Source organism: Uliginosibacterium paludis (assembly GCF_039631355.1).
GTDB lineage: Bacteria > Pseudomonadota > Gammaproteobacteria > Burkholderiales > Rhodocyclaceae > Uliginosibacterium > Uliginosibacterium paludis.
Map to the genome: position 1 here is coordinate 356649 of NZ_JBDIVF010000002.1, position 24501 is coordinate 381149.

General features: G+C 66.1%; 22 protein-coding genes and 1 riboswitch. Of the genes, 15 read left to right on the forward strand and 7 right to left on the reverse strand.

Going from position 1 to position 24501, the window contains the following annotated elements; all coding sequences use genetic code 11:
• The first annotated feature begins 4 nt into the window (after positions 1 to 4).
• From ABDB87_RS06655 to ABDB87_RS06670, 4 genes are all read left to right on the forward strand, one after another.
• Positions 5 to 445 carry a Fur family transcriptional regulator gene (locus tag ABDB87_RS06655; protein ID WP_345925269.1) on the forward strand — a complete coding sequence of 147 codons (441 nt, stop codon included), beginning with the start codon at positions 5 to 7 and terminating at the stop codon, positions 443 to 445.
• On the forward strand, positions 442 to 1227 hold the full coding sequence (locus tag ABDB87_RS06660; RefSeq protein ID WP_345925272.1) for a ZIP family metal transporter: 786 nt from the start codon (positions 442 to 444) through the stop codon (positions 1225 to 1227). The genes ABDB87_RS06655 and ABDB87_RS06660 overlap by 4 nt, the downstream gene beginning before the upstream one ends.
• A 10-nt stretch (positions 1228 to 1237) precedes the next feature.
• Positions 1238 to 2284, forward strand: a complete 1047-nt coding sequence (locus ABDB87_RS06665) for a CobW family GTP-binding protein (RefSeq protein WP_345925273.1) — start codon at positions 1238 to 1240, stop codon at positions 2282 to 2284.
• Between the two features lie 213 nt (positions 2285 to 2497).
• Complete coding sequence (locus ABDB87_RS06670) at positions 2498 to 4138, forward strand: hypothetical protein (protein ID WP_345925275.1); 1641 nt, start codon at positions 2498 to 2500, stop codon at positions 4136 to 4138.
• Here ABDB87_RS06670 and phoR read toward each other — a convergent pair.
• Both phoR and phoB read right to left on the reverse strand, forming a co-directional pair.
• The gene (phoR, locus tag ABDB87_RS06675) at positions 4113 to 5468 is read right to left on the reverse strand and encodes a phosphate regulon sensor histidine kinase PhoR (RefSeq protein ID WP_345926059.1); all 1356 of its coding nucleotides are present in this window, start codon (positions 5466 to 5468) and stop codon (positions 4113 to 4115) included. The genes ABDB87_RS06670 and phoR overlap by 26 nt on opposite strands.
• Positions 5440 to 6147 (reverse strand): phosphate regulon transcriptional regulator PhoB, encoded by a 708-nt coding sequence (gene phoB / locus ABDB87_RS06680; protein WP_345925277.1) that lies wholly within the window; start codon positions 6145 to 6147, stop codon positions 5440 to 5442. Before phoB ends, phoR begins: the two co-directional genes overlap by 29 nt.
• A 190-nt stretch (positions 6148 to 6337) precedes the next feature.
• Here phoB and ABDB87_RS06685 point away from each other — a divergent pair, with 190 nt between their 5' ends.
• The 6 genes from ABDB87_RS06685 (at position 6338) to ABDB87_RS06710 (ending at position 13467) form a co-directional block, all read left to right on the forward strand.
• Positions 6338 to 6769, forward strand: coding sequence for a gamma-butyrobetaine hydroxylase family protein (locus ABDB87_RS06685; protein WP_345925279.1), 432 nt, complete (start codon positions 6338 to 6340; stop codon positions 6767 to 6769).
• Between the two features lie 9 nt (positions 6770 to 6778).
• Positions 6779 to 7522 (forward strand): bifunctional demethylmenaquinone methyltransferase/2-methoxy-6-polyprenyl-1,4-benzoquinol methylase UbiE, encoded by a 744-nt coding sequence (gene ubiE / locus ABDB87_RS06690; RefSeq protein WP_345925281.1) that lies wholly within the window; start codon positions 6779 to 6781, stop codon positions 7520 to 7522.
• A gap of 68 nt (positions 7523 to 7590) precedes the next feature.
• On the forward strand, positions 7591 to 8475 hold the full coding sequence (locus ABDB87_RS06695) for a Tim44 domain-containing protein (RefSeq protein ID WP_345925283.1): 885 nt from the start codon (positions 7591 to 7593) through the stop codon (positions 8473 to 8475).
• A 72-nt stretch (positions 8476 to 8547) separates the two neighbouring features.
• A complete protein-coding gene (locus ABDB87_RS06700) occupies positions 8548 to 9105 on the forward strand; it encodes a ubiquinone biosynthesis accessory factor UbiJ (protein WP_345925284.1) in 558 nt (185 codons plus the stop codon).
• 96 nt (positions 9106 to 9201) lie between these two features.
• A riboswitch (cobalamin riboswitch) is annotated at positions 9202 to 9395 on the forward strand.
• 161 nt (positions 9396 to 9556) lie between these two features.
• Positions 9557 to 12355, forward strand: a complete 2799-nt coding sequence (locus tag ABDB87_RS06705; protein ID WP_345925286.1) for a ribonucleoside-diphosphate reductase subunit alpha — start codon at positions 9557 to 9559, stop codon at positions 12353 to 12355.
• Complete coding sequence (locus ABDB87_RS06710) at positions 12352 to 13467, forward strand: ribonucleotide-diphosphate reductase subunit beta (RefSeq protein ID WP_345925287.1); 1116 nt, start codon at positions 12352 to 12354, stop codon at positions 13465 to 13467. Before ABDB87_RS06705 ends, ABDB87_RS06710 begins: the two co-directional genes overlap by 4 nt.
• Positions 13468 to 13532: 65 nt before the next feature.
• Here ABDB87_RS06710 and ABDB87_RS06715 read toward each other — a convergent pair whose 3' ends face one another.
• Entirely contained in the window at positions 13533 to 13895 is a 363-nt protein-coding gene (locus ABDB87_RS06715) for a hypothetical protein (protein WP_345925289.1), read from the reverse strand.
• Positions 13896 to 14133: 238 nt separating this feature from the next.
• On the opposite strand from ABDB87_RS06715, the gene ABDB87_RS06720 reads away from it, so the two are divergent.
• From ABDB87_RS06720 to ABDB87_RS06730, 3 genes are all read left to right on the forward strand, one after another.
• On the forward strand, positions 14134 to 15327 hold the full coding sequence (locus ABDB87_RS06720) for a hypothetical protein (RefSeq protein WP_345925291.1): 1194 nt from the start codon (positions 14134 to 14136) through the stop codon (positions 15325 to 15327).
• Positions 15328 to 15592: 265 nt separating this feature from the next.
• Positions 15593 to 16567 carry a helix-turn-helix transcriptional regulator gene (locus ABDB87_RS06725; RefSeq protein ID WP_345925293.1) on the forward strand — a complete coding sequence of 325 codons (975 nt, stop codon included), beginning with the start codon at positions 15593 to 15595 and terminating at the stop codon, positions 16565 to 16567.
• Positions 16568 to 16639: 72 nt separating this feature from the next.
• Positions 16640 to 17188: an NUDIX domain-containing protein gene (locus tag ABDB87_RS06730; RefSeq protein WP_345925295.1), complete on the forward strand. Its 549-nt coding sequence runs from the start codon at positions 16640 to 16642 to the stop codon at positions 17186 to 17188.
• An 18-nt stretch (positions 17189 to 17206) separates the two neighbouring features.
• Here the strand turns inward: ABDB87_RS06730 and ABDB87_RS06735 are convergent, their stop codons facing one another.
• Entirely contained in the window at positions 17207 to 17656 is a 450-nt protein-coding gene (locus ABDB87_RS06735; RefSeq protein WP_345925297.1) for a hypothetical protein, read from the reverse strand.
• An 8-nt stretch (positions 17657 to 17664) separates the two neighbouring features.
• A complete protein-coding gene (locus tag ABDB87_RS06740) occupies positions 17665 to 18528 on the reverse strand; it encodes a M15 family metallopeptidase (protein ID WP_345925298.1) in 864 nt (287 codons plus the stop codon).
• A gap of 402 nt (positions 18529 to 18930) precedes the next feature.
• Here ABDB87_RS06740 and ABDB87_RS06745 point away from each other — a divergent pair, with 402 nt between their 5' ends.
• Together ABDB87_RS06745 and ABDB87_RS06750 are read left to right on the forward strand one after the other, a co-directional pair.
• Positions 18931 to 19278, forward strand: coding sequence for a PilZ domain-containing protein (locus ABDB87_RS06745; RefSeq protein WP_345925299.1), 348 nt, complete (start codon positions 18931 to 18933; stop codon positions 19276 to 19278).
• 462 nt (positions 19279 to 19740) lie between these two features.
• Entirely contained in the window at positions 19741 to 21867 is a 2127-nt protein-coding gene (locus tag ABDB87_RS06750) for a putative bifunctional diguanylate cyclase/phosphodiesterase (RefSeq protein ID WP_345925301.1), read from the forward strand.
• Positions 21868 to 22044: 177 nt separating this feature from the next.
• On the opposite strand, the gene ABDB87_RS06755 is transcribed toward ABDB87_RS06750, so the two are convergent.
• Positions 22045 to 23667, reverse strand: coding sequence for a HAMP domain-containing methyl-accepting chemotaxis protein (locus tag ABDB87_RS06755; protein ID WP_345925303.1), 1623 nt, complete (start codon positions 23665 to 23667; stop codon positions 22045 to 22047).
• 336 nt (positions 23668 to 24003) lie between these two features.
• Complete coding sequence (locus tag ABDB87_RS06760; RefSeq protein WP_345925306.1) at positions 24004 to 24402, reverse strand: hypothetical protein; 399 nt, start codon at positions 24400 to 24402, stop codon at positions 24004 to 24006.
• Between the last annotated feature and the right edge of the window lie 99 nt (positions 24403 to 24501).

Here is a 24501-nt window from a genome sequence, read left to right on the forward strand (position 1 = left end):
AATCATGGCATCCCGTCTATCTCCCGCCTCTGACTGGGCGACCCGCATCCACGCCATCGGCGCGCGCGTCACGCCGGCACGGCTGGCCGTGCTGGGCCTGCTGGAACGGGCTGAGCAGGCACTGAGCCACCGCGAGATCGAGGAGGCGCTCTCTTCCGGTTTTGACCGTGTCACGCTCTATCGCGTGCTGGACTGGCTGGTTGAAAGCGGCCTGGGCCACCGGGTGACGGACGCGGAGCGCGTGTTCCGCTTCAGCATTGCCTCCCCTGCGAACGCCGCACACGGCGAACACGCCCACTTCCGCTGCGAAGCCTGCGGCAAGGTGTTCTGCCTGGACGATGTGCCCGTGCCCACCGCGCCATTGCCTGCCGGCTTTTCCGGCAAGGCTGTCGAGTACTGCATCACCGGGCAATGCGCCCGCTGTGATCACAAGGATCACTCATGACCCTGTTGTCCATCATTGCCGCCACCATCGCCGGTGGCCTTCTCAGCCTGCTCGCCGCTGCCCTGCTGATTGCCGGTTTTCCGCAGCGCTGGCTGCCGCGCCTGGTCGGTTTCGCCACTGGCGTGCTGCTGGCCGTCGCCCTGCTCGACGTGCTGCCGGAAGCCTTCGAATCCGGTGTCGAACCGCACAACCTCTTTCTCACGCTGCTGCTGGGTCTGCTGGCCTTCTACGGCATGGAGCGCGCCGCCGTCTGGCGCCATGCGCATGTGGACGAGGAAGGGCACGACCATCACTGCCCGACCCACGGCCACCATCATCACGGCCAGGTCGGCCGGCACACGGTGCTATCGGTCATGGTCGGCGACAGCTTTCACAATCTGGTCGACGGCGTACTGCTCGCAGCCGCCTTCCTGACCAGTCCGGCGCTGGGCTGGAGCACCGCCTTCGCGGTGATCGCCCACGAGATTCCGCAGGAAGCGGGTGACTTCGCGATCCTGCGGGCCGCCGGCATGACGACCCGCCGCGCGCTGCTGTGGAACGGATTGTCGAGCCTGACCTCGATCATCGGCGGTGTGCTGGGCTATTTCGCGCTGAGCCACATGCAGGCCGCCGTGCCCTACATCCTGACGATCGCGGCCTCGAGCTTCCTCTACATCGCGATCTCCGACCTGCTGCCGATGCTGCGCAGCGAGCAGCATCGCCCGACCTCGATCTGGCAGACCGTCTCGCTGCTGGCCGGTGTAGCCGCCATTGCGATCGGCTCGATCGGTCACGCCCACTGAGCGCCCCGCCATGGATGACAAACGCATTCCCGTCATCCTGCTCACCGGTTTTCTGGGCAGCGGCAAGACCACCCTCCTCTCGGCGCTGCTGCGTGACCCGGCCATGGCCGGCAGCGCGGTACTGATCAACGAAGTCGGCGCCGTCGGCCTCGACCATCTGCTGGTCGAGGAGCTCAGCGAGGAAATCAGCCTGCTCGAATCGGGCTGCCTGTGCTGCGCGGTGCGGGGCGATCTGACGCGCAGCCTGCGCGACCTCTTCCTGCGACGGTTGCGCCGCGCCATCGGTGCGCTGGACCGGGTGGTCATCGAAACCACCGGCCTGGCCGATCCGGCACCGGTGATCCACACGCTGCTGCGCGACTTCTTCCTCGCCGAACGCTTCCGCCTGGAAGGCGTGATCACCACCGTGGATGTGCGCAACGTGCCCTGGCAACTGGGCCAGCATCCGGAAGCGGTCAAACAGGTCGCCATGGCGGACCGCATCGTGCTGACCAAATGCGATCTGGCCGACAGCCTGCAGATCGCCGAGGCGGAAGAACGCGTGGCCGCACTCAACCCGGGCGCGCCGCAGGTGCGCTCGGAGCCGGGCCGGATGCCTTCCGGCCTGCTCGAAGGGCTTGGCCTCTATGACGCCGACCGCAAGACACCCGACGTGCAGCGCTGGCTGGGTGACGCAGCGATCCTGGCCCGCCAGCGCCTGGAAGCGAAACAGGGCGTGTTCGGTCGGCCGGCACCGGCCATCCATGACGAAGCCGTGCAGTCGCATGTACTCAGCTTCAGCAAGCCTTTCCATCCGGCGGAATTCTCCCGCGCGATGGATGCGCTGCTGTCGGTGGTCGGCCGGCAGATCCTGCGCATCAAGGGCCTGCTCGCCGTCGAGGGCGAAGCGGCGCCGCGGGTGATTCACGCCGTCCAGCACGAGCGCTATCCGGACAGCAGCCTGTCGGCCTGGCCGGATGAGGACCACCGCAGCCGGCTGGTTTTCATCGTCAATGATCTGCCTCGCAGCGTCATCGAGAAGCTCTTCTCGGCCTTCTGCGACAGCACGCCGGAATAACTACGACCCTTCGGGCAGGGCGTGAAGCAGGTCACGTCGGGCAGAGATCCCCGACAGCTTTTCGCAGCGCAGCATCCGATACTGGGCTAACAGGACTGCCCGGAAGGGAGAGGGCTGGCAAAAGCCTCCAGTCGCCGTTGCAGCGGCCGCTGAACCAGTCCCGGACGCGTCATCCCCGATTACGCACAACCCCCACACGAGAGGAAGCCGAGCATGACTCTGATGCCCGCAAAAGCCCCGACGATTATCGCTTTCGATCAGCCCGCGCAATGCCGCGCCCTGCTCGAGCGCGTCAGCGTCACCAATCTGGAAGAGTCTTCCCATCTCCTGCTGCAGCTGCTCGAGGGCATGGCCGTCGCCAGCCCGCCGCCGGCGCCGCATCTGCAGATCCTCGAAGACCTGCGCCCCACGCTTGATTACGTGCAGACGGAAGTCTCGCGCCGCTACGCCTCGCGCCCGCTGCCGCCTTCGGGCAGCGAAGAGGCCACGCTCTCGCAGGTCGTGCGGCTGTGGTCGCTGATGGAAAGCAACTACGGCTTTGTTGCGCGCCGCTCGGCCCTTGCCACCGAGGGCGGTGTGGAAGACAAGCGCGCGCTCATCAGCCACCGCCGCATCAGCTACCAGGCGCTGGCGATGACCGAGTATTTCCGCGCCCGCCAGGAAATTCCGGCCCAGCTGTGGAATGACCTCCATGCGCTGTTCCTCTCGACCGAACGCGCCGGCACCGCGCAGGTCCGCGTGCCGGATGTGCTCAACGAAACCTGGGGGGCGCAGAGCCCGCTCGAAGCCTATGTCGCCGTATTGCTGGTCGACGCCTCCAGCCCCTACAGCCGCACACCGCGCGAATTCCAGTGGATCACGCGCTGGGCCCAGCGCTTCGCGCCCTACTGCAGCCTGCGCAGCCATGCCGAGGAAGCACAGGCGAATGCCTATGTCCTCGACACCGAAGCGGATCACGGCCTGCGTCCCGCCTCGGCGCTCACCGCCCGGAAATGCCAGCGCCTGCTCGACACCGCCAAGCTCGCAGCACACATCCAGGCGGTGGTCGGCCAGCTCAAGAGCGGCGTTGCGGCCGCCTCGCTGGGCCTCGGGGACGACTGCGTGCAGCCGGCCTGCGCACGCCTGATCATCTCGCTCTACCGACCCTGGGGGCTGGCCTCGAGCGGCCGCAAGTTCCCGCGCAAACCCTCGCAGGGGCACCTCCAGCTCTGTGCCGACCCGGAAGGCGTGGCTTTCTTCCTGAGCGGGAGGCGTTTCGAGATTCCGGACGAAGAGCTGGCCCGCTACAACAACTTCACCCGCACCGAGGCCATGCTGGCGCTCGGCGAACGGGCCGAACAGGCGGACCTGACCGACGCTCAGCTCGAGGAAAAGGCCCTGCAGCTGGGCTTCACGCTGGAGAGCTGGGACGTGCTGGATCAGTCGGTCGCCGGCTTCCGTCTGGCCCGCGCCCAGGGCGAATCACGCCTCGATCATCGCCAGCTCATCGGCGTTCGCAACGGCACGCCGGACCGCATGCTGCTGGCCGAGATCAGCTGGCTGCAATACCGCCAGAACGGCGTGCTCTCCTGCGGTATCTCGCTGATGCCCGGCCCGCCCGCGCCTTTTCCGGTCCGTCTGATCGATCCGCAACGACCCGGCACGCGCGAACGCTTCCGGCTGGGCTTCCTGGTTCCGGCGGTGCCGGCGCTCAAGACCGACGCCACACTGATCGTGCCTGCGGGCTGGTATGTGGCTGACCGGCGGGTAGAAGTCCGCGGCGAGCAGCCCTGGGTGGCCCGCATGACCAAACTGCTCTCACGCGGCGCGAACTTCGACCGGGTGGTTTTCAGCCGGGGAGGCGAAGCCTTCTGACCGGGAAGTGGGCGGTGAAGCAGCTGCCCGTCCCCGGCTGGCTGGCAATGCCCAGCTGCGCGTTGTGGCGCGTCAGCACATGCTTGACGATCGCCAGCCCCAGGCCGGTGCCGCCGGTTTCACGCGATCGGCCCTGATCCACGCGATAGAAACGCTCGGTCAGGCGCTCGAGGTGCTGCGGCTCGATGCCGATGCCGCTGTCTTCCACCGCGAAACGGCCCGAGCCGTCCTCCAGAACCGACCATGAAACGCGGATCTCGCCGTGCTCCGGCGTGTAGCGCACGGCATTGCTGACGAGATTCGAAAAGGCGCTGTAGAGCTCTTTCTGGCTGCCGACGATGGCGGCGGCCGGCCCCTGCTCGCAGACGATCTCGTGCCGGCCGCGCGACAGCAGCCGGGCCTCGTTCAGCACGCCTTGCACGAGGGCCTGCACGTCCACCACTTCCTCGCCCCGCGGCGCATCGCCCGACTGCAGGCTGGAGAGCGTCAGCAGATCATCGACCAGGCGCTGCATGCGCTGCGACTGGCTGAGCGTGAGCTCGAGGAAATGACGGCGGTCTTCCACCGAGAAGTCCTCGTCGCCGTCGATCAGGGTCTCGACAAACCCACTGACCACGGTCAGCGGCGTCTTGAGTTCGTGCGACACGTTGGCCACGAAATCGCGCCGCATCATGTCGAGTCGCTCGAGCTGGGTGATGTCGCGCGCCAGCACCATTTCCTGGTCCTCGCCGAAGGGAATCACCTGCACCGCCAGGGTCAGGCCCTCATGGTGCCCGCCGCGCAGGATCACCGGTTCGGCCGAGGGGTTGGCAAGGTAGCTGACGAAGGCCGGCTCGCGCACCAGCGACGTGACGGCGCGGCCGATGTCGCGTTCGGCATCGAGTCCGAAATAGCTGGCCGCGGCCTCGTTCACCCACTCGATGGTGCGCTGGCGCGTCAGGTAGATCACACCGTCAGGCAACGCCTGGGTGGCCTCGCGGAAGCGCTTGAGGCTGCGGGTGAGGCGTGCGCGCTGCTCCTGCGCCTGGCGCTCGCGCCGGGCAAGGCTGGCGTAGATGTAGTCCCAGGCCGCGATGCCTCTGGGCAGCGGCGTGCCCGGTGCCTGCTGGGCCCAGCTCACCACGCGGCCCATGTTGTGCTGGTGATGGAGCAGCACGAGGACCAGCAGGGCCGCGAGGACGGCCAGGGCAAGGGTCAGGCTGGAAAAGATCCAGACGACGCCGGCGACGGCGCAGATCGCGGTCAGCGTGGCGGCGGTGGAAACACGGATATAGCGGCTGGCGAGAATCTTGCGCCCTCCTTCACTCGACCTCGACTGCCGGCACGGCAGTCGAGAGGCGGTAGCCGCTGCCGCGGACGGTCTGGATCAGGCGATCCTGCAGGCTCGGCTCCAGCGCGCTGCGCAAGCGGCGGATATGCACGTCCACCGTACGCTCTTCGACAAACACATGGTCGCCCCAGACCTGATCCAGCAGCTGGGCACGCGAATGCACGCGCTCGGCATGGGTCATCAGGAAGTGCAGCAGGCGGAATTCGGTCGGCCCCAGATTGACCAGCTCGCCCTTGGCGCTGACGCGGTGGGTGGCCGGATCGAGACGCAGGCCGCCCACCTCGACGACGTCTTCCGTGACCTGCGGCGCGCGCCGGCGCAGCACCGCCTTGATGCGGGCGACCAGCTCGCGCGGCGAGAAGGGCTTGGTCACATAGTCGTCGGCGCCGATTTCGAGGCCCATGATCTTGTCCTGCTCCTCGCTGCGGGCAGTCAGCATGATGATCGGAATGCCGCGTGTGCGCTCGTCATTGCGCAAGCGGCGGGCGAATTCCACGCCGGACATGCCGGGCAGCATCCAGTCGAGCAGCACCAGGTCAGGCAAGGCGTCACGCACGATGCGCTGGGCCGTTTCCGCATCGCCGGAGCGCATCACGGTATGGCCGGCGCGCGTGAGGTTCGCGGCGATCAGCTCCTGGATGGCGGGCTCATCTTCAACAAGCAGGATGTTGGCGGGCATGGTCGGTCTCTCTCGATCTGGATGGGTGAGGCAAGTCTATTGCGCGCCCATGACTCTTTTGTGACACGTAAGCATTCTGCAACATGCCCGCTGAGGCAAGCGTCCGGACAGCCCGGCTTTACAGCCGTTTCCACGCCCTGCCGGCACACGGGTATCATTCCCCCTCCCGAGCAATCCATCCCCGGCAGTCATGGCAGGCCTTGATCGCGACACCCCGCTTCCCACTTCGCTGACCGTCCAGCAGCGCGCGCGCACGCTCGAAATCGCTTTCGAAGACGGGCTTGAAGCGACGCTGAGCCACGAGTTCCTGCGCGTCTATTCGCCCTCGGCGGAAGTCCGGGGTCACGGCCCCGGCCAGGAAGTGCTGCAGGTCGGCAAGCGTGACGTAGTGCTGGTGGATGTCGAGCAGGTCGGCAACTATGCCGTGAAGCTGATCTTTTCCGACGGCCATGACAGCGGCCTGTATTCCTGGGATTACCTCTACGACCTCGCGAGCCAGCATGAGGCGCTGTGGTCGGAATACATCGCCCGCCTCGAAGTCGAGGGGGCCAGCCGTGATCCCTCGGCTCCAGTTCCCGAACATCTCCAGCCCGCCCCGCGCGGCGGCTGCAGCAATCACTGAAAGCCCGTGATGACAGACAAGACCACCCACTTCGGTTTCGAACAGGTCGCCGAAAGCGAGAAGGCCGGCCGTGTGCGCGGCGTGTTTTCGTCCGTGGCGCAGAAATACGACGTGATGAACGACCTCATGTCGGCCGGCATGCACCGCCTCTGGAAGCGCTTCACGGTCGAGCTCGCGAATGTCCGTCCCGGCGAACGTGTGCTGGACGTGGCCGGCGGCACGGCCGACCTGTCGCTGGCGTTTGCCGAGCGCGCAGGCCGCAGCGGCCAGGTCTGGCTCACCGACATCAATCACTCGATGCTTTCCGTCGGCCGCGACCGGACGATCAACAAGGGCTTCCTGCTGCCGGTGGCGCAGTGTGACGCCGAGAAACTGCCCTTTCCGGACAATCATTTCGATCTCGTCACCGTGGCCTTCGGCCTGCGCAACATGACCCACAAGGACGTCGCACTGGCCGAGATGCGCCGCGTGCTGCGCCCCGGCGGCCGCCTCCTGGTGCTGGAGTTCTCGCACATCTGGAAGCCGCTGTCGAAGGCCTACGACGTCTACTCCTTCAAGGTTCTGCCCTGGCTGGGCAAGAAGGTCGCGAACGATTCGGCCAGCTATCAGTACCTCGCCGAATCGATCCGCATGCATCCGGATCAGCCGACGCTGGCCGGCATGCTGCGCGCGGCCGGGCTCGATCGCGTCGAGTACTTCAACCTTGCCGCCGGCGCGGTAGCACTGCATCGGGGCTACAAGCTGCGCGCTTGAACTTTTCCGCGCCGACCCCATCAAAGACTCTGTCGCGCAGCTTGCGCAACTCACCCACAGAGTCTTCCATGATCAAGAAATTCCTGTTGTCCGTCGCCATGGTGACCGCCGTGGTCGGCATGAGCCTTGAAGTCGCCGAAGCCAAGCGTCTCGGTGGCGGTCGCAGCACCGGCATGCAACGCCAGGTCACTCCGATGCAGCGCCAGGCCACGCCGCCGACAGCCACCCCGCAGCAGGCCGCACCGGCCACCGCCCGGGCCGGCACACCCGCCCCCGCGCCGCAGGCTTCCGGCTGGCGCCGTTTCATGGGCCCGCTGGCCGGCCTCGCCGCCGGTCTGGGCATCGCCGCACTGCTGTCGCACTTCGGCATGGGCGGTGAAGTCGCCGGCCTGCTGATGCTCGCGCTGGGTGCAGTGATCGTTTTCGCCCTGCTGCGCCGCTTCATGGGCGGCGCCGCGCGCAATCAGCAGCCGCAACCGGCCTATGCCGGCAATGTCTCGCCGATGACGCGTGAAGCCCACGAGCAGCCCGCCTATGGTGGCAGTGCAGCCGCCGCACCCGAATCCAGCCAGGGCAGTTTCCCGGCGGGTTTCGACGTGACCGCCTTCGAGCGCCAGGCCAAGCTGAACTTCATCCGCCTGCAGGCGGCGAACGACGCCGGCGATCTCGCCGACATCCGTGACTTCACCTCGCCCGAGATCTTTGCCGAGATCAAGCTGGGTCTGGACGAACGTGGCGGCAAGCCGCAGAAGACGGATGTGGTCGTGCTCAACGCCGACGTGCTGGAAGTCGTCGAGGAAGCCGGCCAGTACATCGCCAGCGTGCGCTACCACGGCACGCTGCGTGAAGAAGCGAACGCCGGCCCGGCGCCCTTCGACGAGATCTGGCACCTGGTGAAGCCGGTGGATGGCAATCGCGGCTGGACACTGGCAGGCATCCAGCAAGCCGCCTGATCGTCTCATTGCTGGTTTCGGAACGGCCGCCGGGTTATGCTCGGGCGGCCGTTTTTCATTCCAGCGCCCCTCATGCTTGCCGACCTTCCACTTGCCGCGCTCAATCGCCTGCTCAGCGCCGAGCCCTGGGCCCGCCAGCTGCTGCAGCCCCATGTCGGCCAGCGCGCGCTGATCGAGGTGGGCGGCCTGACGCTGCGCTTCACGGTGGGCGCGGACGGCCAGCTCCAGCCTGCCGGCGCGGGTGATACCGGATCGCCGGACGCCAGCATCCGCATCCCGTTCGAAGCCCTCGGCAAACTGGCCGATGGCCCCGAAGCCCTGCGCAGCGCCGCCCGCATCGAAGGCCATGCCGGCTTTGCCGAAAGCCTGGCCATGCTGTTCCAGCACCTGCGCCCCGATCCGGCGGCCTGGCTGGCGCCCCGGCTGGGCGACATCCTGGCACAGCGCCTGGTCAGCAGCGCGCAGCAGCTTGGCAGGGCTGGCGTCGAAACCGGCCGCCGCCTGGGCAGCGCCGGGCTCGAACTGCTTCGCCAGAGCGACGGCCCCCTGCCCTCCCGGGCGGAGTTCCAGGACTTCCGGAGCCGGCTCTCGACCCTCGTGGAACGGCTTGACAGGCTCGAAAAACGCTGAGCGACGCCGTTTGCGCAAACAACTATAGACGGTAGCCGGGCAGCGCACGCACTACTACCGCTAGTAGTCAAGCCTTGTCAGTCACCCCGCTTCCGGTTACATTGCCTGCTCGACGGTTCCCCTCGGGGATCAAAAGGGAATCCGGTGCCGCATCTGCCATTCCGGAGCTGCCCCCGCAACTGTAAGCGTGGAGTACGGATACGCCGCAAGCCACTGGGTTCATGACCCGGGAAGGCCGAATCCGGCGTTGATGCGCCAGCCAGGAGACCTGCCGCCGAAAACAGACCGGATCCGCCCGTGCATTGCGACTGCCGCCCCCGGCAGTCTGTCAGCCAGGCGGATTTTCAACCCGGGGCGGGGTGCCTCCAGGCGTGTGTGTCGGCAAGCTCCGCATCGGATGCTCGTCCGACCCTGCCGCTGGCACCCGGCACCGAACAACAGGGAGCCCAGCATGCAGGTCACAACTCGCCCGGAAGACAGTCTCGTCAGCGCCGGCGCCGCGCAATCCTTCGAAGTCATCCGTCGTGACGGCAGCATCGCCATCTTCACGCCGGAGAAGATCGCCATTGCCATCGGCAAGGCCTTCATCGCCGTCGAAGGCAGTGACAGCCAGACTTCCGCGCGCCAGCGCGACCTCGTGGCCCGCCTGACCGACAGCGTGGTGCAGGCCTTTGCCCGCCGCCTGCCCAGCGGTGGCACGCTCCATATCGAAGACATCCAGGATCAGGTCGAGCTCGCGCTGATGCGCGCCGGTCAGCACGACGTGGCCCGCGCCTATGTGCTCTACCGCGAGAAGCGCGCCGCCGAACGCGCGGCCGTGCAGGCCGCCAGCCCGGTTGCCGAGGAAGCCCGCCTGACGGTGATCGACAACGGCGTGCAGCGCCCCCTCGACCAGACCACCCTGCTGCAGCAGATCCGCGAAGCCTGCGAAGGCCTCAGCGATGTGTCGGCCGAAACCGTGCTGGAGCAGACCCTGCACAACCTCTACGACGGCGTGGCGATGAGCGCCGTGCGCCAGTCGCTGATTCTCGCCGCGCGCACCCAGATCGAGCAGGACCCGGCCTACAGCAAGGTGGCTGCCCGCCTGCTGCTGCGCAGCGTGTGCGTGGAAGTGCTGGGCGAAGACCTCGGCCTCGCCGCCCAGGACGAGCGCCTGCGCGACGCCTTCCCCGGCCTGATCCATGAAGGCGTGGAAGCCGGCCTGCTGGACCCGCGCCTGGCCGAATACGACCTGCCGCGTCTGGCCGCTGCACTCACTGCCAGCAATGACCTGCGCTTCGACTACCTCGGCCTGCAGACGCTGTATGACCGCTATTTCCTGCACATCGAGGATCGCCGCATCGAGCTGCCGCAGAGCTTCTTCATGCGTGTCGCGATGGGCCTGGCGCTGAATGAAATCGACCGCGAAGCGCGCGCCATCGAGTTCTACCAGTTGCTCGCCAGCTTCGATTTCATGAGCAGCACGCCCACCCTGTTCAACTCCGGCACCCGCCACTCGCAGCTCTCGTCCTGCTACCTGACCACGGTGGAAGACGATCTGGAAGGCATCTACCAGGCGGTGAAGGAAAACGCGCTGCTGCAGAAGTATGCCGGCGGCCTCGGCAACGACTGGACGCCGGTGCGCTCGCTGGGCGCCCGCATCAAGGGCACCAACGGCAAGAGCCAGGGCGTGATTCCCTTCCTGAAGGTCGTGAACGACACCGCGCTGGCGGTGAATCAGGGCGGCAAGCGCAAGGGTGCGGTCTGTGCCTACCTCGAAACCTGGCACCTGGACATCGAAGAATTCCTCGAGCTGCGCAAGAACACTGGCGACGAGCGCCGCCGCACGCACGACATGAACACCGCGAACTGGATTCCGGATCTCTTCATGCAGCGCGTGATTGCCGGTGAGGACTGGACCCTGTTCTCGCCCTCCGACACGCCCGACCTGCACGAAAAGTTCGGCCGCGCCTTTGCCGAGGCCTACACCGGCTATGAAGCCAAGGCCGCGCGTGGCGAGCTGAAGCTCTTCAAGAAGGTGCCGGCGGTGCAGCTGTGGCGCAAGATGCTGACCATGCTGTTCGAAACCGGCCATCCCTGGATCACCTTCAAGGATGCCTGCAACCTGCGCTCGCCGCAGCAGCACGCCGGCGTGGTGCACAGCTCCAATCTGTGTACCGAAATCACGCTGAACACCTCTGACAGCGAAACCGCCGTCTGCAACCTCGGCTCGGTGAACCTGCCTGCCCACCTGGTGCAGGTTGACGGCCGCTGGGCACTGGACCGCGCCAAGCTCGCCCGCACCATCGGCACCGCAATGCGCATGCTCGACAACGTGGTCGACATCAACTTCTACGCCACGCCCAAGGCCCGCACTTCCAACCTGCGCCACCGCCCGGTCGGCATGGGCATCATGGGCTACGCCGACTGCCTGCACCGCATGGGCCTGCCCTTCGCCTCCGACGAGGCGGTGGAGTTTGCCGACCGCTCGATGGAAGCCGTCTGCTACCTCGCCTATGAAGCCTCCAGCAAGCTGGCCGAAGAGCGCGGCGTGTATTCCAGTTACCGCGGCAGCCTGTGGGATCGCGGCATCCTGCCGCTGGACTCGATCCGCCTGCTCGAAGAAGGCCGCGGCGAGGCGGTGGAGGTCGACCGCAGCGCTCGTCTGGACTGGAACGCCCTGCGCGAACGCATCCAGCGCCACGGCATGCGCAACTCCAACTGCGTAGCGATTGCGCCGACCGCAACGATCTCCAACATCATCGGCGTGTCGGCCTGTATCGAGCCGGACTACCAGAACCTCTACGTGAAGTCGAACCTCTCGGGCGAATTCACCGTGGTGAACGAATATCTGGTGCAAGACCTGAAGGCGCTGGGCCTGTGGGATTCGGTGATGATTGCCGACCTGAAGTATTTCGATGGCTCGCTGTCGCGCATCGACCGCATCCCGGCCGAAATCCAGCAGCGCTACGCCACCGCTTTCGAAGTCGACCCGACCTGGCTGATCGAAGCCGCGGCGCGTCGCCAGAAGTGGATCGACCAGGCTCAGTCGCTGAACCTGTATCTGGCCGCACCGTCCGGCCGCAAGCTCGACGAGATCTACAAGCTGGCCTGGAAGCGTGGTCTGAAAACCACCTACTACCTGCGCACGCTCGGCGCCACCGCGATGGAAAAGACCAGCAGCCCGACCGAGCAGGCCGCCGCGCCCGCCCCGGCACCGGAGCCCAAGTTCTGCTCCATCGACAACCCTGATTGCGAGGCCTGCCAATGAGCCTGAACTTCGAAGATTTCGGTGGTGCTGTCGCCACCGGCGTGGCGCCTCAGGCCGGCTCGCCCGGCGCCGGGCAGGCCGCCGGCAGCCCGGCCGCCAGGCCGGCGCTGGCAGCGGTGTCCGCGCAGGACAAGCGCATCGTCGGCGGCCAGGGCGACATCAACCAGCTCGCGCCCTTCAAGTATCCCTGGGCCTGGGAATTTTTCCTCAACGCCAACAAGAACCACTGGACGCCGCTCGAGATCTCGATGGCGCAGGACGTTCACGACTACAACCACAAGCTCACGCCGGCCGAACGCCATGTATTCGAGAACGTGCTGGCCTATCTGACTACCTCCGACATCCTCGCGATGCGCAACATCGGCCTCGCGGTGATGGAGAAGATGACCGCGCCCGAGCTGCAGATCTACCAGGCGCGTCAGGTGTATGAAGAAGCGCTCCACACCTGGACCTACCAGCACTGCATCGAAAGCCTGGGCCTTGACCAGCAGGAGATTTACAACCGCTATCGCGTGGTGCCCGAAATCCACGGCAAGATCGCGCTGGCCAACCGGCGCCTGAACCGCGTGCTGCGCTCGGACATGGACCTCACCGATCGCGACAACCTGCACGAGTTCGCGCTCTCCTACATGTTCTTCGCCGGCATCTTCGAGGGTTGCTGGTTCTACAACGGCTTCACCCCGATCTTCGCGCTGCAGCGCCGCGGCCTCATGAAGGGCACCGCCGAACAGCTGCAATACATCATGCGCGACGAGGTGCTGCACTGCGCCTTCGGCATCCGCGTGGTGCGCGAGCTGCTCAAGGAAAACGATCTGACGCTCGATCCGCGTGAAGTGCAGCGACTGTGGGAAGAGGCCGAGGCGGCCGAATCGGCCTACTCCGGCTACATCCTGCGCGAGCCCATCCTCGGCTACTCGGCCGACCTGCACCGCGCCCAGTTCCGCTTCATCGCGAACCGCCGCGCGCGTCAGCTGGGTCTCAACGAGCCCTTCCCGGGCGCGCAGAACGTGCTGCCCTGGCTGGACGAACAGGCCAACCTGCGCAAGGAGAAGAACTTCTTTGAAACCCGCGTCACCGAATACCAGACCGGCGGCGCACTGAGCTGGGACTGATCTCCGGAGCGTTCACGCAACAAGGCCACTTCCGCGGAAGTGGCCTTTTTCATTCCGGCGGCGGATCAGCCGCGCGGTGTTCTGCCGGCTTCGTCTTCCGGCACTTCGCGGATCACCTCGCCCTCGAGCGTCATCCCGTCATCGTTTGCCGCGGCCCGCCCCGTGCCGAAAGGCGAATGCGCGGCGGATGGCGCCTGCGGCATCGCCCCGCGCTCGCGCAGCGCCCGGCGCAGCGCACGCGTTTTCCACCACAGATAGCCGAGGAACACGGCGCCACCAACCAGCAGCACACCGGCCGCGACGACCGAAAACATCAGCAGTCCGACGATCACGACCAGGCTGAAAAGCCAGGTCAGCACCGTCGCCAGAAGACCGCGCGACGCTGTCGAGCGGGAAGAAGCAATGCGGATGAAGGCAGGGGAAGACATGGCAGGCATTCCTTGCGAGCCGTTCCGGGCCCGGTCATGGTCAGGTAAGCACTCAGAACACGGATCCGGCAAAAGATTCCCGGCGTGGCCCGCGCGTCACTTTCAGATGGGGGTCGTCCGGCGGATTGCAATCCTGCCGGGCGCCGCGCCACGACATGGAACATCTGTTCCATTCCGCAGCACCGCGACGGACGGAACAATCGGAGCCATTCCAGATCCTCTGCCCCGGAAACACGCCATGAATCTCCGCTTTGCCGCCGCCTGCCTCAGCCTGCCCGCCCTGCTCCTTACTGCCTGTGGCGGCGGTGATTCGCAGGACGGCAGCTCACCCGCCAGCAGTGCCGCCGCCACCTCTTCGGCGACCGCCTCGACCGCGTCCTCCGCCCGCAGCAGTACTTCCGCCGCGAGTTCGAGTGCCGCCAGCGCCGCATCGGCCTCATCAGCCTCATCAGCCTCCTCGGCCAGTGCGTCGAGCGTCTCCAGCCGTGCCAGCTCCGCCGCCTCGCAATCGTCGAGCAGCAGCGCGATCTTCACGGTGTCCCCCGCCAGCCTCACGCTGACCGAAAGCACCAGCAGCGCCGCCTTCTACCTGGCCAGCGAGAACATGGCCTTCGAGAGCGCCGCTCCCGCCCGCTGCTATGCACTGACCGGCGGCAGCAGCCAGACCGTGATCAGCGGTGACAACACCACCACCTGGGCCACCGCCGGCACCTCGCTGGCCGACCAGAAGCAGATCGCGTCCTACGCCGAAGCCGCCGTGCAGACGATCAAGGCCAGGCTGGGTCTCACCGCCGCCACCGTGGGCATGGACGGCAACCGGGTGCGCATCTGCGCCGACAGCGGCCTCACGATCGGCGATGGCTCGGCCGGCTACCGCAGCTTCATCGTGGCCACGCTGTCCTCACCGCTGAACGGCAAGACCCAGTCGGCCAAGGATGAGCTCACCGCCGACGACAACTCCGGCCTCAAGCGCCTGGTGCTGCACGAGATGACGCATGTGGCACAGGCCCAGTTGCTCAAGTGCCAGAGCAGCAGCCCAGCCTTCGAACGCTGGTATCTGGAAGGCATGGCCCTGCGCGTGGCGGGCCAGGATCAGCCCTATGTGGCCGAACTTGCCAGCCTGCAAACAGCGTTCAACAGCAGCACGCCGACCCCTTTTGACGACACCAACAACACCGCCAACGCCAATTTCGACCGCTACATGGCCTATCGCCTCGCCGTTGACACCCTGCTCGGCGAGACCGGCCGCAACGAATCCGACCTCTTCGGCTTCCTGCGCCAGTACGGCCAGCAGAACGGCTGCCCCAGCGGGGGCACGGGCAACTTCCTGAACGCTTTCGACAGCTATTTCGGCACGTCGCTGCGCGAGAGCGGCAGCACGCTCGGGGGCAGATTCTGGGCGGATGCCGCGCCGCGCTACGCCCTGCCCTGAACCGGATCCGGCCGGCGGGAAAGGACGGACCAACCGCCCCGCGATCGCCTGCCTGCCGCCACGCGGCCGGCAAATTCCCCGGACATGACAGTCCGAACGATGTCGGCGACACCGTGTTGCAGACAATACGGGCCGGCGCAGCAGCCATCGCGTGGGCATATCGGGCATCAGGCGATGAGCGTTAAGCAGTTCCTTGCGGCAGCGCTGGATGCCATTAGCATCACTGCATCACGCAACCCCCGCCCGCCCATTCATGCAGCAGCGCTTGTCCCGCTTCATTCTCGAACTCTACGAACGGGCCCAGCAGGCCGACCCCGCCCGCTTCCATCTGGAAGCCTACCAGTCGGCGCGCGGACTGATCCGCTTCGATTCGGCCGGCATGATCTCCTTCTTTCCGCGCAGCGATGGCAGCCTGGCCATCACCTCCGTACTGCCCTTCGAATCCCATCCGGACAAGCCCGCGCTGCGCGCCGAGCTGGTTGGCGAGGAACGTTACGACCCGCAGCACGGCTATCGCGGGCCCGATCCACTGCTGGCCAAAGCGCTGAGTCAGCAGGGGCAGGCCCATGTGCTGCCCTGTGCCGCACTGAAAGACCCGGGCGTGCAGGAATACACGCGCCGCTCGGACACCGCACAGGCCGCAGCCATGGCCTTCACCCACGCCTCGGGCCGGGTCGACGTCTGCTCGATGTGGCGCGCCACTCACAAGGCCGTGTTCACTGCCAGGGATCAGCGCATGGTCGGCCTGATTACCAGCCACCTGCGTCAGGCCATCACGCTCAACCGCCGCATGCGGGGCAGCACGCTCGAGGAGCTGGGCGGCGAGAACCAGATCATCGCCGACCGCAGCGGCCTGATCCGCCACATCGACGATGGCGCGCTGCTCCTGCTGCGGCGCGAATACCCGGGCTGGCTCTCCAGCCTGCTGCCGATCGAACTCGTCTCCGCCCTGACCGCCAGCGCCGCACAACGCCACATCGGTAAACACATCGAAGTCAGCCTGCGACCGCTGGCGGAACTCATCCGCCTGGAGCTGCGGCCGCGCGCAGCAGGCGAGCGCCTCACCCAAGCGGAACTGCGCGTCGTGGACATGATCGTGCGGCATGGCAACTACAAGGCCGCAGCCCGGGCCATTGGCGTCTCGCCGGCCACCATCCGCAACCAGCTGCATGTCATTTATCGCAAGCTGGGTATCCGCAGCAAGGTCGAGCTGGTCCGCCAGTTCAGCCGCCCGCACTGAAGCCGCGCACGAATCCGTCATCGGCCTGGGCTATCCTGTCAGCTGTTTCATGCCCCAAGCGAAAGCCGTCTCATGCAATTCAGGAATCGTCCGAACGAATGTGTCACCACCACCGATGGCCGCGAGATCTGGGTCTCGCGCAGCGTCACGGTGGCAGTCTGCATCCTGCTGGTCTGCGAAGGCCGCCCCTACATCCTGGTGAATCAGCGCGGGCCGGGCGCGCCCGACTGCCGCGGCATGTGGAACCTGCCCTGCGGCTATCTGGATTACGACGAGTCGACGACTGAAGCCGCCGTGCGCGAAGTGTGGGAAGAATGCGGCGTGAATGCCCTCGAACTGCTGACCCACGCCGATTGCGAATTCTTCAGCCAGCCCTGGGATATCAGCTCCGTGCCGCATGACAACCGCCAGAACGTGACCATCCATCACGGCCTGCATGCGCAGGTGAATGCCCTGCCTGCGGTCAGCAACGCGCACAACGAGCCGGGCGAGACCTCCGACATCCGCTGGCTGCCGCTGGAGGAAGTGGACTCGCTCGAATTCGCCTTCCGCCATCGCGAGCGCATCACGCTCTACCTGCAGCATCTCGCCCGCAGCGCAGGCATTCACTACCCGGCCTGAAGCACGCAGGCCGGGGGCTCAATCCATCTGCTCGCGCAGTGCCCGCGCCTTGCCCTCATAGAAGCTGGCGGAAGCCTTGTTGCCGGTCTTGCCGAAGCGGCCGGCAACGGCCTGTGCCGCCTTCGATGCGCTGTCAAAGGCACGGATCAGGGTGTTGCGATCCTCGTTGGACACCAGCCTGCCCTGGGTGAAACGGCCGGCGCGATAGCCCTCCTCGCTGTCGATCACGCCAATCGCCGGCTCGCCGGCCTTGAGCGTGCCGAAAAAGAAACGCACGACCTTGCCGCTTTCATAGGCCTTGAGGACGCCGGGCCCGTCTGCACGCCCGTCACGGCACTCGCCTTCCCAGCGGACGCCGGCTGCATTCCAGCCTTCCGGTACGGTGAAATCGCAGCCGGCAGCCGTCGCCTGGAGCGTGCAGGCGCCCAGCGCCAGTGAGAACACGGCATGACAAAGTTGTTTTTTCATGTGGACTTTCAACCCAGTTGTGAGGCCCAGCGCAGGATCAGCCCCTGGCTGGCCTCGAAATGCATGGCGTCTTCGGTGCGGAAGGCGGCTCCCCAGTACCAGCCATGCTGATTCATGATCGGGGCCATCAGGCTCAGGCCCAGCTGCACCCGACCGTCGCCGCGGCGGTCCAGCGCGCCATTGAGCGTGAAATCGATGGCCGTGCCCCAGGCGTGGTTCGAGACCGCACTCGCCGAGCCCCGGATCAGCCGGCAGCAGAGCATGCCGGCCGTGCCGAGCGCCGAATGTACCTCAGGCAGCTCACGCTGGACCTGTGCCAGCGCCATCTGCAGGCTCTCCACGGCCGGCCGCAGGCCGGTCACCTTGAAGCGGCCCATCGAAGCGGTCACCACCTGTGCCTTGAGTTTCTCGTTGGTCATCGGCTGACATTCCGCCGTGTAAGAGCGGCGCGGCTCACCCAGTTTCTGCTTCATGAAGGCCGGCGAGACCGGCACCAGCCCGCGATTGACCAGATCGCCCGACGGTCTCGGGATCAGGGTGAGCAGATCGCTGCGCGCATTGCCGGTGGGCACGGGCGCCGCGGCAGGCATGGCCATCGCAGGCCGCGACGCGGACGCATTCCCCCCGGCTGGCATCGCCGGCGCTGACACGAGCCGGCGCCAGCTCTGCCCGCCGGTATCGATCCGGCCGTCCGGCCTCGACATGAAGCCGGCCTGGAAATTCAGGATCGCGCGGGCCGTCTTCGGGCCGCAGCGCCCGTCAACCCGGCCGGGATTGAAGCCCCGGCGTCCCAGCAAGCGCTGGATGGTTTCAACATCGGCGCGCTGGTTGCGTCCGCCGACCCCGACTGAAGCACTGATCGTGTCTGCCATGTCTCGATTCCGGTTGATGAAACGGCCCGGGCCGATACGGGGTCGGCCGCGGGTCCGTCATGAAGATCCGAGGCGGGAAGCTCGCGCAACAGGCGCCCACCGGCAAGCAGGAAAGACCTTTCAGGCAGGATTTCCGGACGGGCGGAAAACACCGAATCGCCAATAAAAACAGAGACGCCGGATGTGGCAGCGAATAGCGATAAACGCCACCGCCCGGGTGGCACCGAAGCTCGCCCGCTCTGCACCGCTTTCAGTCAAGACCTGCGCTGGCCCGCCGACCTCGCGGGATTCGCGAAGTCACCCTCGACGCGCAACAAAGAGGCTCAAGTTTCCCGGGGTCAGGGCGTAATAGCTTTGAAGGGGACAGACTTTTGTCCGTATCGCCGGCCAGAAATATCTCGCATGAGCAATCCATCCGATATCACCGAGCGCCGCCAGAGCGAGCGCCTGACGCTGCGCGTTCCGGTTACCTGCATCCTCAACGATGGCCGCGGGTTCAAGGGCCATTCCGCCGATATCAGCACGGGCGGGATGAGTCTGTTCGGACCGGCGAACCTGCCTGCGGGCACGGAGTTGCGTCTGAGTTTTCCCCTGCCGGGCAGCGCTGACGGTCTGCTGAGCTGCCGGTCGAAAGTGATCCAGAGCGTGCTGGACAGCCGCACCAGCCAGTTCCGCGTCGGTGTGCAGTTCCTGAGTCCGCCGGAAAGTCTGGTCAAGACCATCAGCAGCCACATCCGCAGCCGACGCTGAGCCACCGGGCGTCGAGCGCGCGGGCTTGCCGGCAGACGCTGTCGCACCGCGCCTGCCGCGTTCCCGTTTGCAGCCAGTTCATCCGCTGCAGCCCGATCTGCCCGGACCTGCAGCCGGCGATCGGGCTGGTGGCAGAGGAGAAATCGTGGGTCACGCACTGGAAGATCAGGCCGGAACATCGCTCCGGCCGCCGCGCGATACAGTCCGCATCGCAGGCGAGCCCGCTGCCGCAAGGGCGTGCGAATCGCGGTCCGCATGCGGCGTGCTTGCCCGTTCGCGGGGCTGCCGGGCAAGGCCGGGCACCTCGCCGCGACATGCCGGTGCCCGTCGGCAAACGCCGCTTGACGCGGCTTTGCCTGAACTGCGTCCGCCTGCGGCCCGAGACCGCCCCGGGCAGCGTGACAGCCAGTATGCTTGTACCGATGACGCCGGGCGCGCCAAACCCGTTCCTGCCGAGCACCGATGACCTCTCCACTGATCTGGGCCTATCTGATTTCCGTGGGCGTCCTGCTGATGACGGCCGCGCATGCCGCCATCCTGGCCCATGGCAGCGATCATGCGCGCAACAGCACGGCTTTCGCGCTGGCCTGCCTCGGCTTTGCCGGTTACCAGCTGTGCTGCGCCCTGCAGTATTCCGCGCCTGACGAGGCGAGCGCACTGGCCATCCATCGCTGGTTCAACCTGTTTTCGATCGCCATCGTGCCGCTGATGGCCTTTGCGGCCCGCTCGTTCGATCGCAGGCAGCGTTCGCCCCAATGGTTCGGCGGCCTGCTGGCCATGGCCGTGCTGCTGGTGGCGGACAACTTCACCTCGCCCTATGGCTACCGCTTCCACACGCTGGACCCCGACCAGCTCCTCACCCTGCCCTGGGGCGAACAGATCCGCCTGGTACGCGGGCAGCCCGGCATCGTCTATCGCGCGATGCGGCTGGTCTCGCTGTGCGTGCTGGTCTACGCGCTGAATGTGGCGCTGTCGCGCATCCGCACCCGGGATCGCCTGTCCGGATTCGTGATCTGGCTGGGCCTCGGCACCATGCTGCTGACGCTGCTGCTCTCCAGCATGTCGGATTCCGGCGTCTTCGCCCTGCCCTATCTGGGCGGTTTCGGTTTCGTGGTGCTGGCCGCTTCGTTCTCCCTGGTGGTCAAGCGGGAAATGGTGGCCCACGAACGGCTCGAAAAACGCATCACCCGTGCGCTCGCCAAGGAATCCCTCAATCGCCGCCGCGCAGACGCGCTGACCGAGCAGATCCTGCATCAGGACCTGCTGACCGGCCTGCCGAACCGGAACGCCTTCCTCGCAAGCCTGGAGCGCCTGATCGCGCAGAATGGCAGCGAAGGCACGAGGCTGGTAGTGATGCTGTTCGACATCGATCACCTGGGCGCGGTGAAAGGCACCCATGGGCTCGCGATCAGTGATGCACTGCTGCTGCAGGCGAGCCGCCGCCTGCGCAGCCGGATCCGCGACAACGATCTGCTGGCGCGCTCACCGGGCGACGGTTTTTCACTGGTGGGCAACCTGATCCGGACCGATGCCGGCGTCAGCGTGTTCTGCGACAAGATCCGCCAGAGCCTGACCGAAACCATGCAGGTCGGGGAGCTGCATTTCAGGCTCAATGCGAGTGCAGGCGTTGCGGTGTTTCCGGACGACGCACTGACCGCCGCCGAGTTGCTGGCCGCCGCGGAGCTGGCCCTGCATGACGCGAAGCGTGCGGGCTCGGGCTTGCTGCGACACTTCCATCCGGCCATGAAGGAGAGCCTGCGCCAGCGCATCGGCCTCGAATCCGCACTGCGCGAAGCACTGGACAGGCAGGAGTTTTTCCTCTGCTACCAGCCCCAGGTCTGTGCCGACAGCGGGCGCACGGTGGGCATGGAGGCCCTGCTGCGCTGGCGGCATCCCGAGTACGGTCTGATTCCGCCCGTGCATTTCATTCCGCTCGCCGAAGCCGGCGGCCAGATCGGCAGGATCGGCGCCTGGGTCATCGACCAGGCCTGCGCGCAACTTGCCGCATGGCGCCAGGCAGGGCATGCGCAGCTGTATGTCGCCGTCAACATTTCCCCGGTCCAGCTGATCGATCCCGGCCTCGAACACGTCCTGCTCAAGGCGGTCGCGGCTCACGGCATACAGCCGGGCGAACTGGAACTCGAGATCACCGAGTCCGTGCTCATCGAAGACCCGGACCGCATGGTCGAGCGCTTCCTTGCGCTGCGGGAGCTGGGCTTCCGGCTCTCGATCGACGATTTCGGCAGCGGCTATTCCTCGCTGAGCTATCTGCGTGTGCTGCCGGTGCAGGCCTTCAAGCTCGACCGCAGCTTCGTCGACGGCCTGTGCCAGGACGCCACCAGTTTCGAGATCTGTGCGAGCACCATTGCACTGGCGCGCAAGCTCAAGCTGGATGTGGTGGCCGAGGGCGTGGAAACCGAAGAACAGGCGCACCGCCTGCGCGAGCTGGGCTGTCCGGTCTTTCAGGGCTATCTGTATTCCGCACCGCTCGAGGCTGAAGCGGCCGGACTCTACCTGGCCCAGGCAAGCGGGCCCGCGCTCGACGCGCCGATTCCACCGGGCCTGGGGCCCGCGGGCGCGCTGCGCTGAACGGCGCAACAGAGGTCCGATACGGGCAGATCGGACGCGCGAGTGTCCGGAGGATGACGCGCTCTTGAAGCAGGCCATGGACGGCCCGGAAGGGCGCTCGGACAGGCGCCCGGGGCCCGATCGCGTCAGAAGCGCTCCGCGCGGGAAAACGTGGCCGGTACGCCGGCCACAGCCACCTCAGGCTTCAAGGCGATAACGCGTCACCATGCTGTTGAGCTGTGCCGCCATGGTGTTGAGTGAGCGGGCCGCCTCGCTGGTGCGATCCGACGCCTCACGGTTGCTGTCCGTCATGTGGGCCAGCTGCTCGATCTGGCGTGCAATCGAGTCTGCGGCCTGAGTCTGCTCCTTCAGCGCGCTGGCGATTTCTTCCGACATGGCAACGCCATATTGCGCGTGCTCGCTGATCTGCCCGATCACGCCGCTGGCTTCGGTCGTGCGGGTGACGCCCTGCACCACCGAGGCAACCGTTTCGCGTACGCTCGTCGTGGCCCCCTGTGTGCCCGCGAGAATGTTGTTGATGCTCTGGGTCACGCTGACCGTGGCGCGTGTCGTATCTTCCGCAAGCTTGCGCACTTCGTCCGCCACCACCGCGAAACCGCGACCCTGCTCGCCCGCGCGCGCGGCTTCGATGGCGGCGTTCAGGGCCAGCAGGTTGGTCTGATCAGCCAATCCGCGGATCACCGCGACGACTTTCTCGACTTCCGCGGCGCGACTCTGCAGCTCGCCCATGAGTTCTTCCGTCCTGCGCGCCGCACCGGAAGCGCGTTCAATCTCTGCCGCGGTGTCGGTGATGATCGCGACGCCGGACTTCGCGAGTTCGCCCGAGCTGTCCGAGCCCTTGCGGCTGTCGAGGGCGCGCGCCGCCACATGATGGATGCTGACGGTCAGCTCCTCGGTCGCTGCCGCAATCGACGAAGAGGCTTCGCTTTGCGTGGCAACCGTTTCAGACACCTGCCCGGCGGTGCTGGCGAGCGTCACCGCGGCGGACTGCAGACCGGCGCCGGCTTCGCGCAGCACGCGGAAATCCGCCGCGAATCCATCCAGCAGCGCATTGAGCGCGCGGGATGCCGTGGCCAGCTCGTCCGCACCTTTTGCCTGCAGGCGCAGGGCGAGATTGCGTTCATCGCGGATCTGTTCGATGGTCCGGATCATGCGCTTGAGCGGCGGCACGGAGGTGCGGAACAGCTCCCAGCCCAGCGTGCCAAGCAGCAGCGCGGCGATCACGATCACGGCGGAGGTCACCTGCACGGCGTTGCGCTGTGCGGCCTGCATGGCCTGCTCGGCTTCGTCCTGCTGCGTCTTGAGGTAGTCGACCTGGGCCCGCAGGGCCTTGAAGAAGTCGGCGCCTGCCTGGCGAATGATCACGCGCTTGGCTTCCATCGCTTCCTTGTCGTTGGAGCGGGAAATCGGCAGGCTTTCCTGCACGGTCGCGAAGTAGATTTTCCAGTAGCCGAGGCTCTTGTCGAAGAGTGCGCGATCTTCTCCGGCCTGCACGGTTTTCTCGTATTCGGCGAACGAGCTCTGCAGCCTGGCGCCAGTCTCCTCCATGCCTTCCACGACCTTCAGCGATTTCTCTTCAGGTGTGCCAACCACCCGCTGGAAGCTGGTGAAGAGGCGGCGGTATTCGCCCACATATTCGGTAATGTCCCGGAAGGCGCGCATCGAAGGCAGCACCGTCTTGCTGATGTATTCCTGCTGCAGCTTGATCTGGTGGTTCTCGTAGAGCGTGACCCCCAGGGTCAGGATCAGGGTGAAGAGCGCCAGAAGAATGAAGGCAAGCAGTTTGCGTGCAATGGTCATGAGAGTCCCCGCTGAATAAGTTCTGCCGGCAAGCAGACTTGATGGTCAAGCGAGCTCCGGATCGTCTCTTGACAACGGCATTTTTTGACGCGTCCGTTAGCATGGGTTTACCCGATCCGGTGTCAGCCCTGCTCTCAGGCAGGAATGGCGGCAATACAGCCGGGAGCAAGGCCGCGGTGTCCTGGTACCGGCCCGCGCTGACAGCGGACCTCGTGCAGCAGAGCATTGGCGCCTGGATTTGTGCGTGAAGGGATCAAGGCCTGAAGGCAGAGGAGTGCCTTGCTGCACCAGCCGCTGAGAGGCCGGGCAGCCGGCCTGCATCATTCCGCGCCGGGCTCAGAAGCCGGTGAAACGCCCGGCGAGGAATTTCTTGACCGCAGCGGACTGCTGCACGATTCGCCGTTCAAGACGCGCCTTCTCCTGCCAGGAGATGAGGATGCTCACCTGCTCGACCACCAACTGGCAGGCGGGATCCTGCTGACGCAGGATGTCGGGCCGGACGGTGTTGGCGAAATCAAGGGCTGTCGCGCGATCGTCAATCATGCAGTGCATGGAATAGTCGCGGACTTCGCCAGTCGCCGAGACATAACGACTGTCTGTCAGTCGTGGGCGCTTGTTGTCCTTGCGCGGCTTGACGCAGCCTACCGTCCAGTAACTGACACACGCTTTCATCTCTTGACCCGCTGCTTTGCCCTGCACAGCCCGCACTATCGTGCTGACATTATTGCGGGACACCGACCTGCCTTGAGGCCTGTCGTGCATTCTCTTCCGCGAATGCCTGAGAGGATTTGCGCGGATGCAACGAACTACACCAAAGTAGTAGATCGTCGCTCA

Coding starts and splice junctions, on each gene's coding strand:
- ABDB87_RS06655 (WP_345925269.1), top strand. CDS start 5: ATGGCATCCCGTCTATCTCCCGCCTCTGACTGGGCGACCCGCATCCAC.
- ABDB87_RS06660 (WP_345925272.1), top strand. CDS start 442: ATGACCCTGTTGTCCATCATTGCCGCCACCATCGCCGGTGGCCTTCTC.
- ABDB87_RS06665 (WP_345925273.1), top strand. CDS start 1,238: ATGGATGACAAACGCATTCCCGTCATCCTGCTCACCGGTTTTCTGGGC.
- ABDB87_RS06670 (WP_345925275.1), top strand. CDS start 2,498: ATGACTCTGATGCCCGCAAAAGCCCCGACGATTATCGCTTTCGATCAG.
- phoB (WP_345925277.1), bottom strand. CDS start 6,147: ATGCCCGCCAACATCCTGCTTGTTGAAGATGAGCCCGCCATCCAGGAG.
- ABDB87_RS06685 (WP_345925279.1), top strand. CDS start 6,338: ATGGCAGGCCTTGATCGCGACACCCCGCTTCCCACTTCGCTGACCGTC.
- ubiE (WP_345925281.1), top strand. CDS start 6,779: ATGACAGACAAGACCACCCACTTCGGTTTCGAACAGGTCGCCGAAAGC.
- ABDB87_RS06695 (WP_345925283.1), top strand. CDS start 7,591: ATGATCAAGAAATTCCTGTTGTCCGTCGCCATGGTGACCGCCGTGGTC.
- ABDB87_RS06700 (WP_345925284.1), top strand. CDS start 8,548: ATGCTTGCCGACCTTCCACTTGCCGCGCTCAATCGCCTGCTCAGCGCC.
- ABDB87_RS06705 (WP_345925286.1), top strand. CDS start 9,557: ATGCAGGTCACAACTCGCCCGGAAGACAGTCTCGTCAGCGCCGGCGCC.
- ABDB87_RS06710 (WP_345925287.1), top strand. CDS start 12,352: ATGAGCCTGAACTTCGAAGATTTCGGTGGTGCTGTCGCCACCGGCGTG.
- ABDB87_RS06715 (WP_345925289.1), bottom strand. CDS start 13,895: ATGTCTTCCCCTGCCTTCATCCGCATTGCTTCTTCCCGCTCGACAGCG.
- ABDB87_RS06720 (WP_345925291.1), top strand. CDS start 14,134: ATGAATCTCCGCTTTGCCGCCGCCTGCCTCAGCCTGCCCGCCCTGCTC.
- ABDB87_RS06730 (WP_345925295.1), top strand. CDS start 16,640: ATGCAATTCAGGAATCGTCCGAACGAATGTGTCACCACCACCGATGGC.
- ABDB87_RS06735 (WP_345925297.1), bottom strand. CDS start 17,656: ATGAAAAAACAACTTTGTCATGCCGTGTTCTCACTGGCGCTGGGCGCC.
- ABDB87_RS06740 (WP_345925298.1), bottom strand. CDS start 18,528: ATGGCAGACACGATCAGTGCTTCAGTCGGGGTCGGCGGACGCAACCAG.
- ABDB87_RS06745 (WP_345925299.1), top strand. CDS start 18,931: ATGAGCAATCCATCCGATATCACCGAGCGCCGCCAGAGCGAGCGCCTG.
- ABDB87_RS06750 (WP_345925301.1), top strand. CDS start 19,741: ATGACCTCTCCACTGATCTGGGCCTATCTGATTTCCGTGGGCGTCCTG.
- ABDB87_RS06755 (WP_345925303.1), bottom strand. CDS start 23,667: ATGACCATTGCACGCAAACTGCTTGCCTTCATTCTTCTGGCGCTCTTC.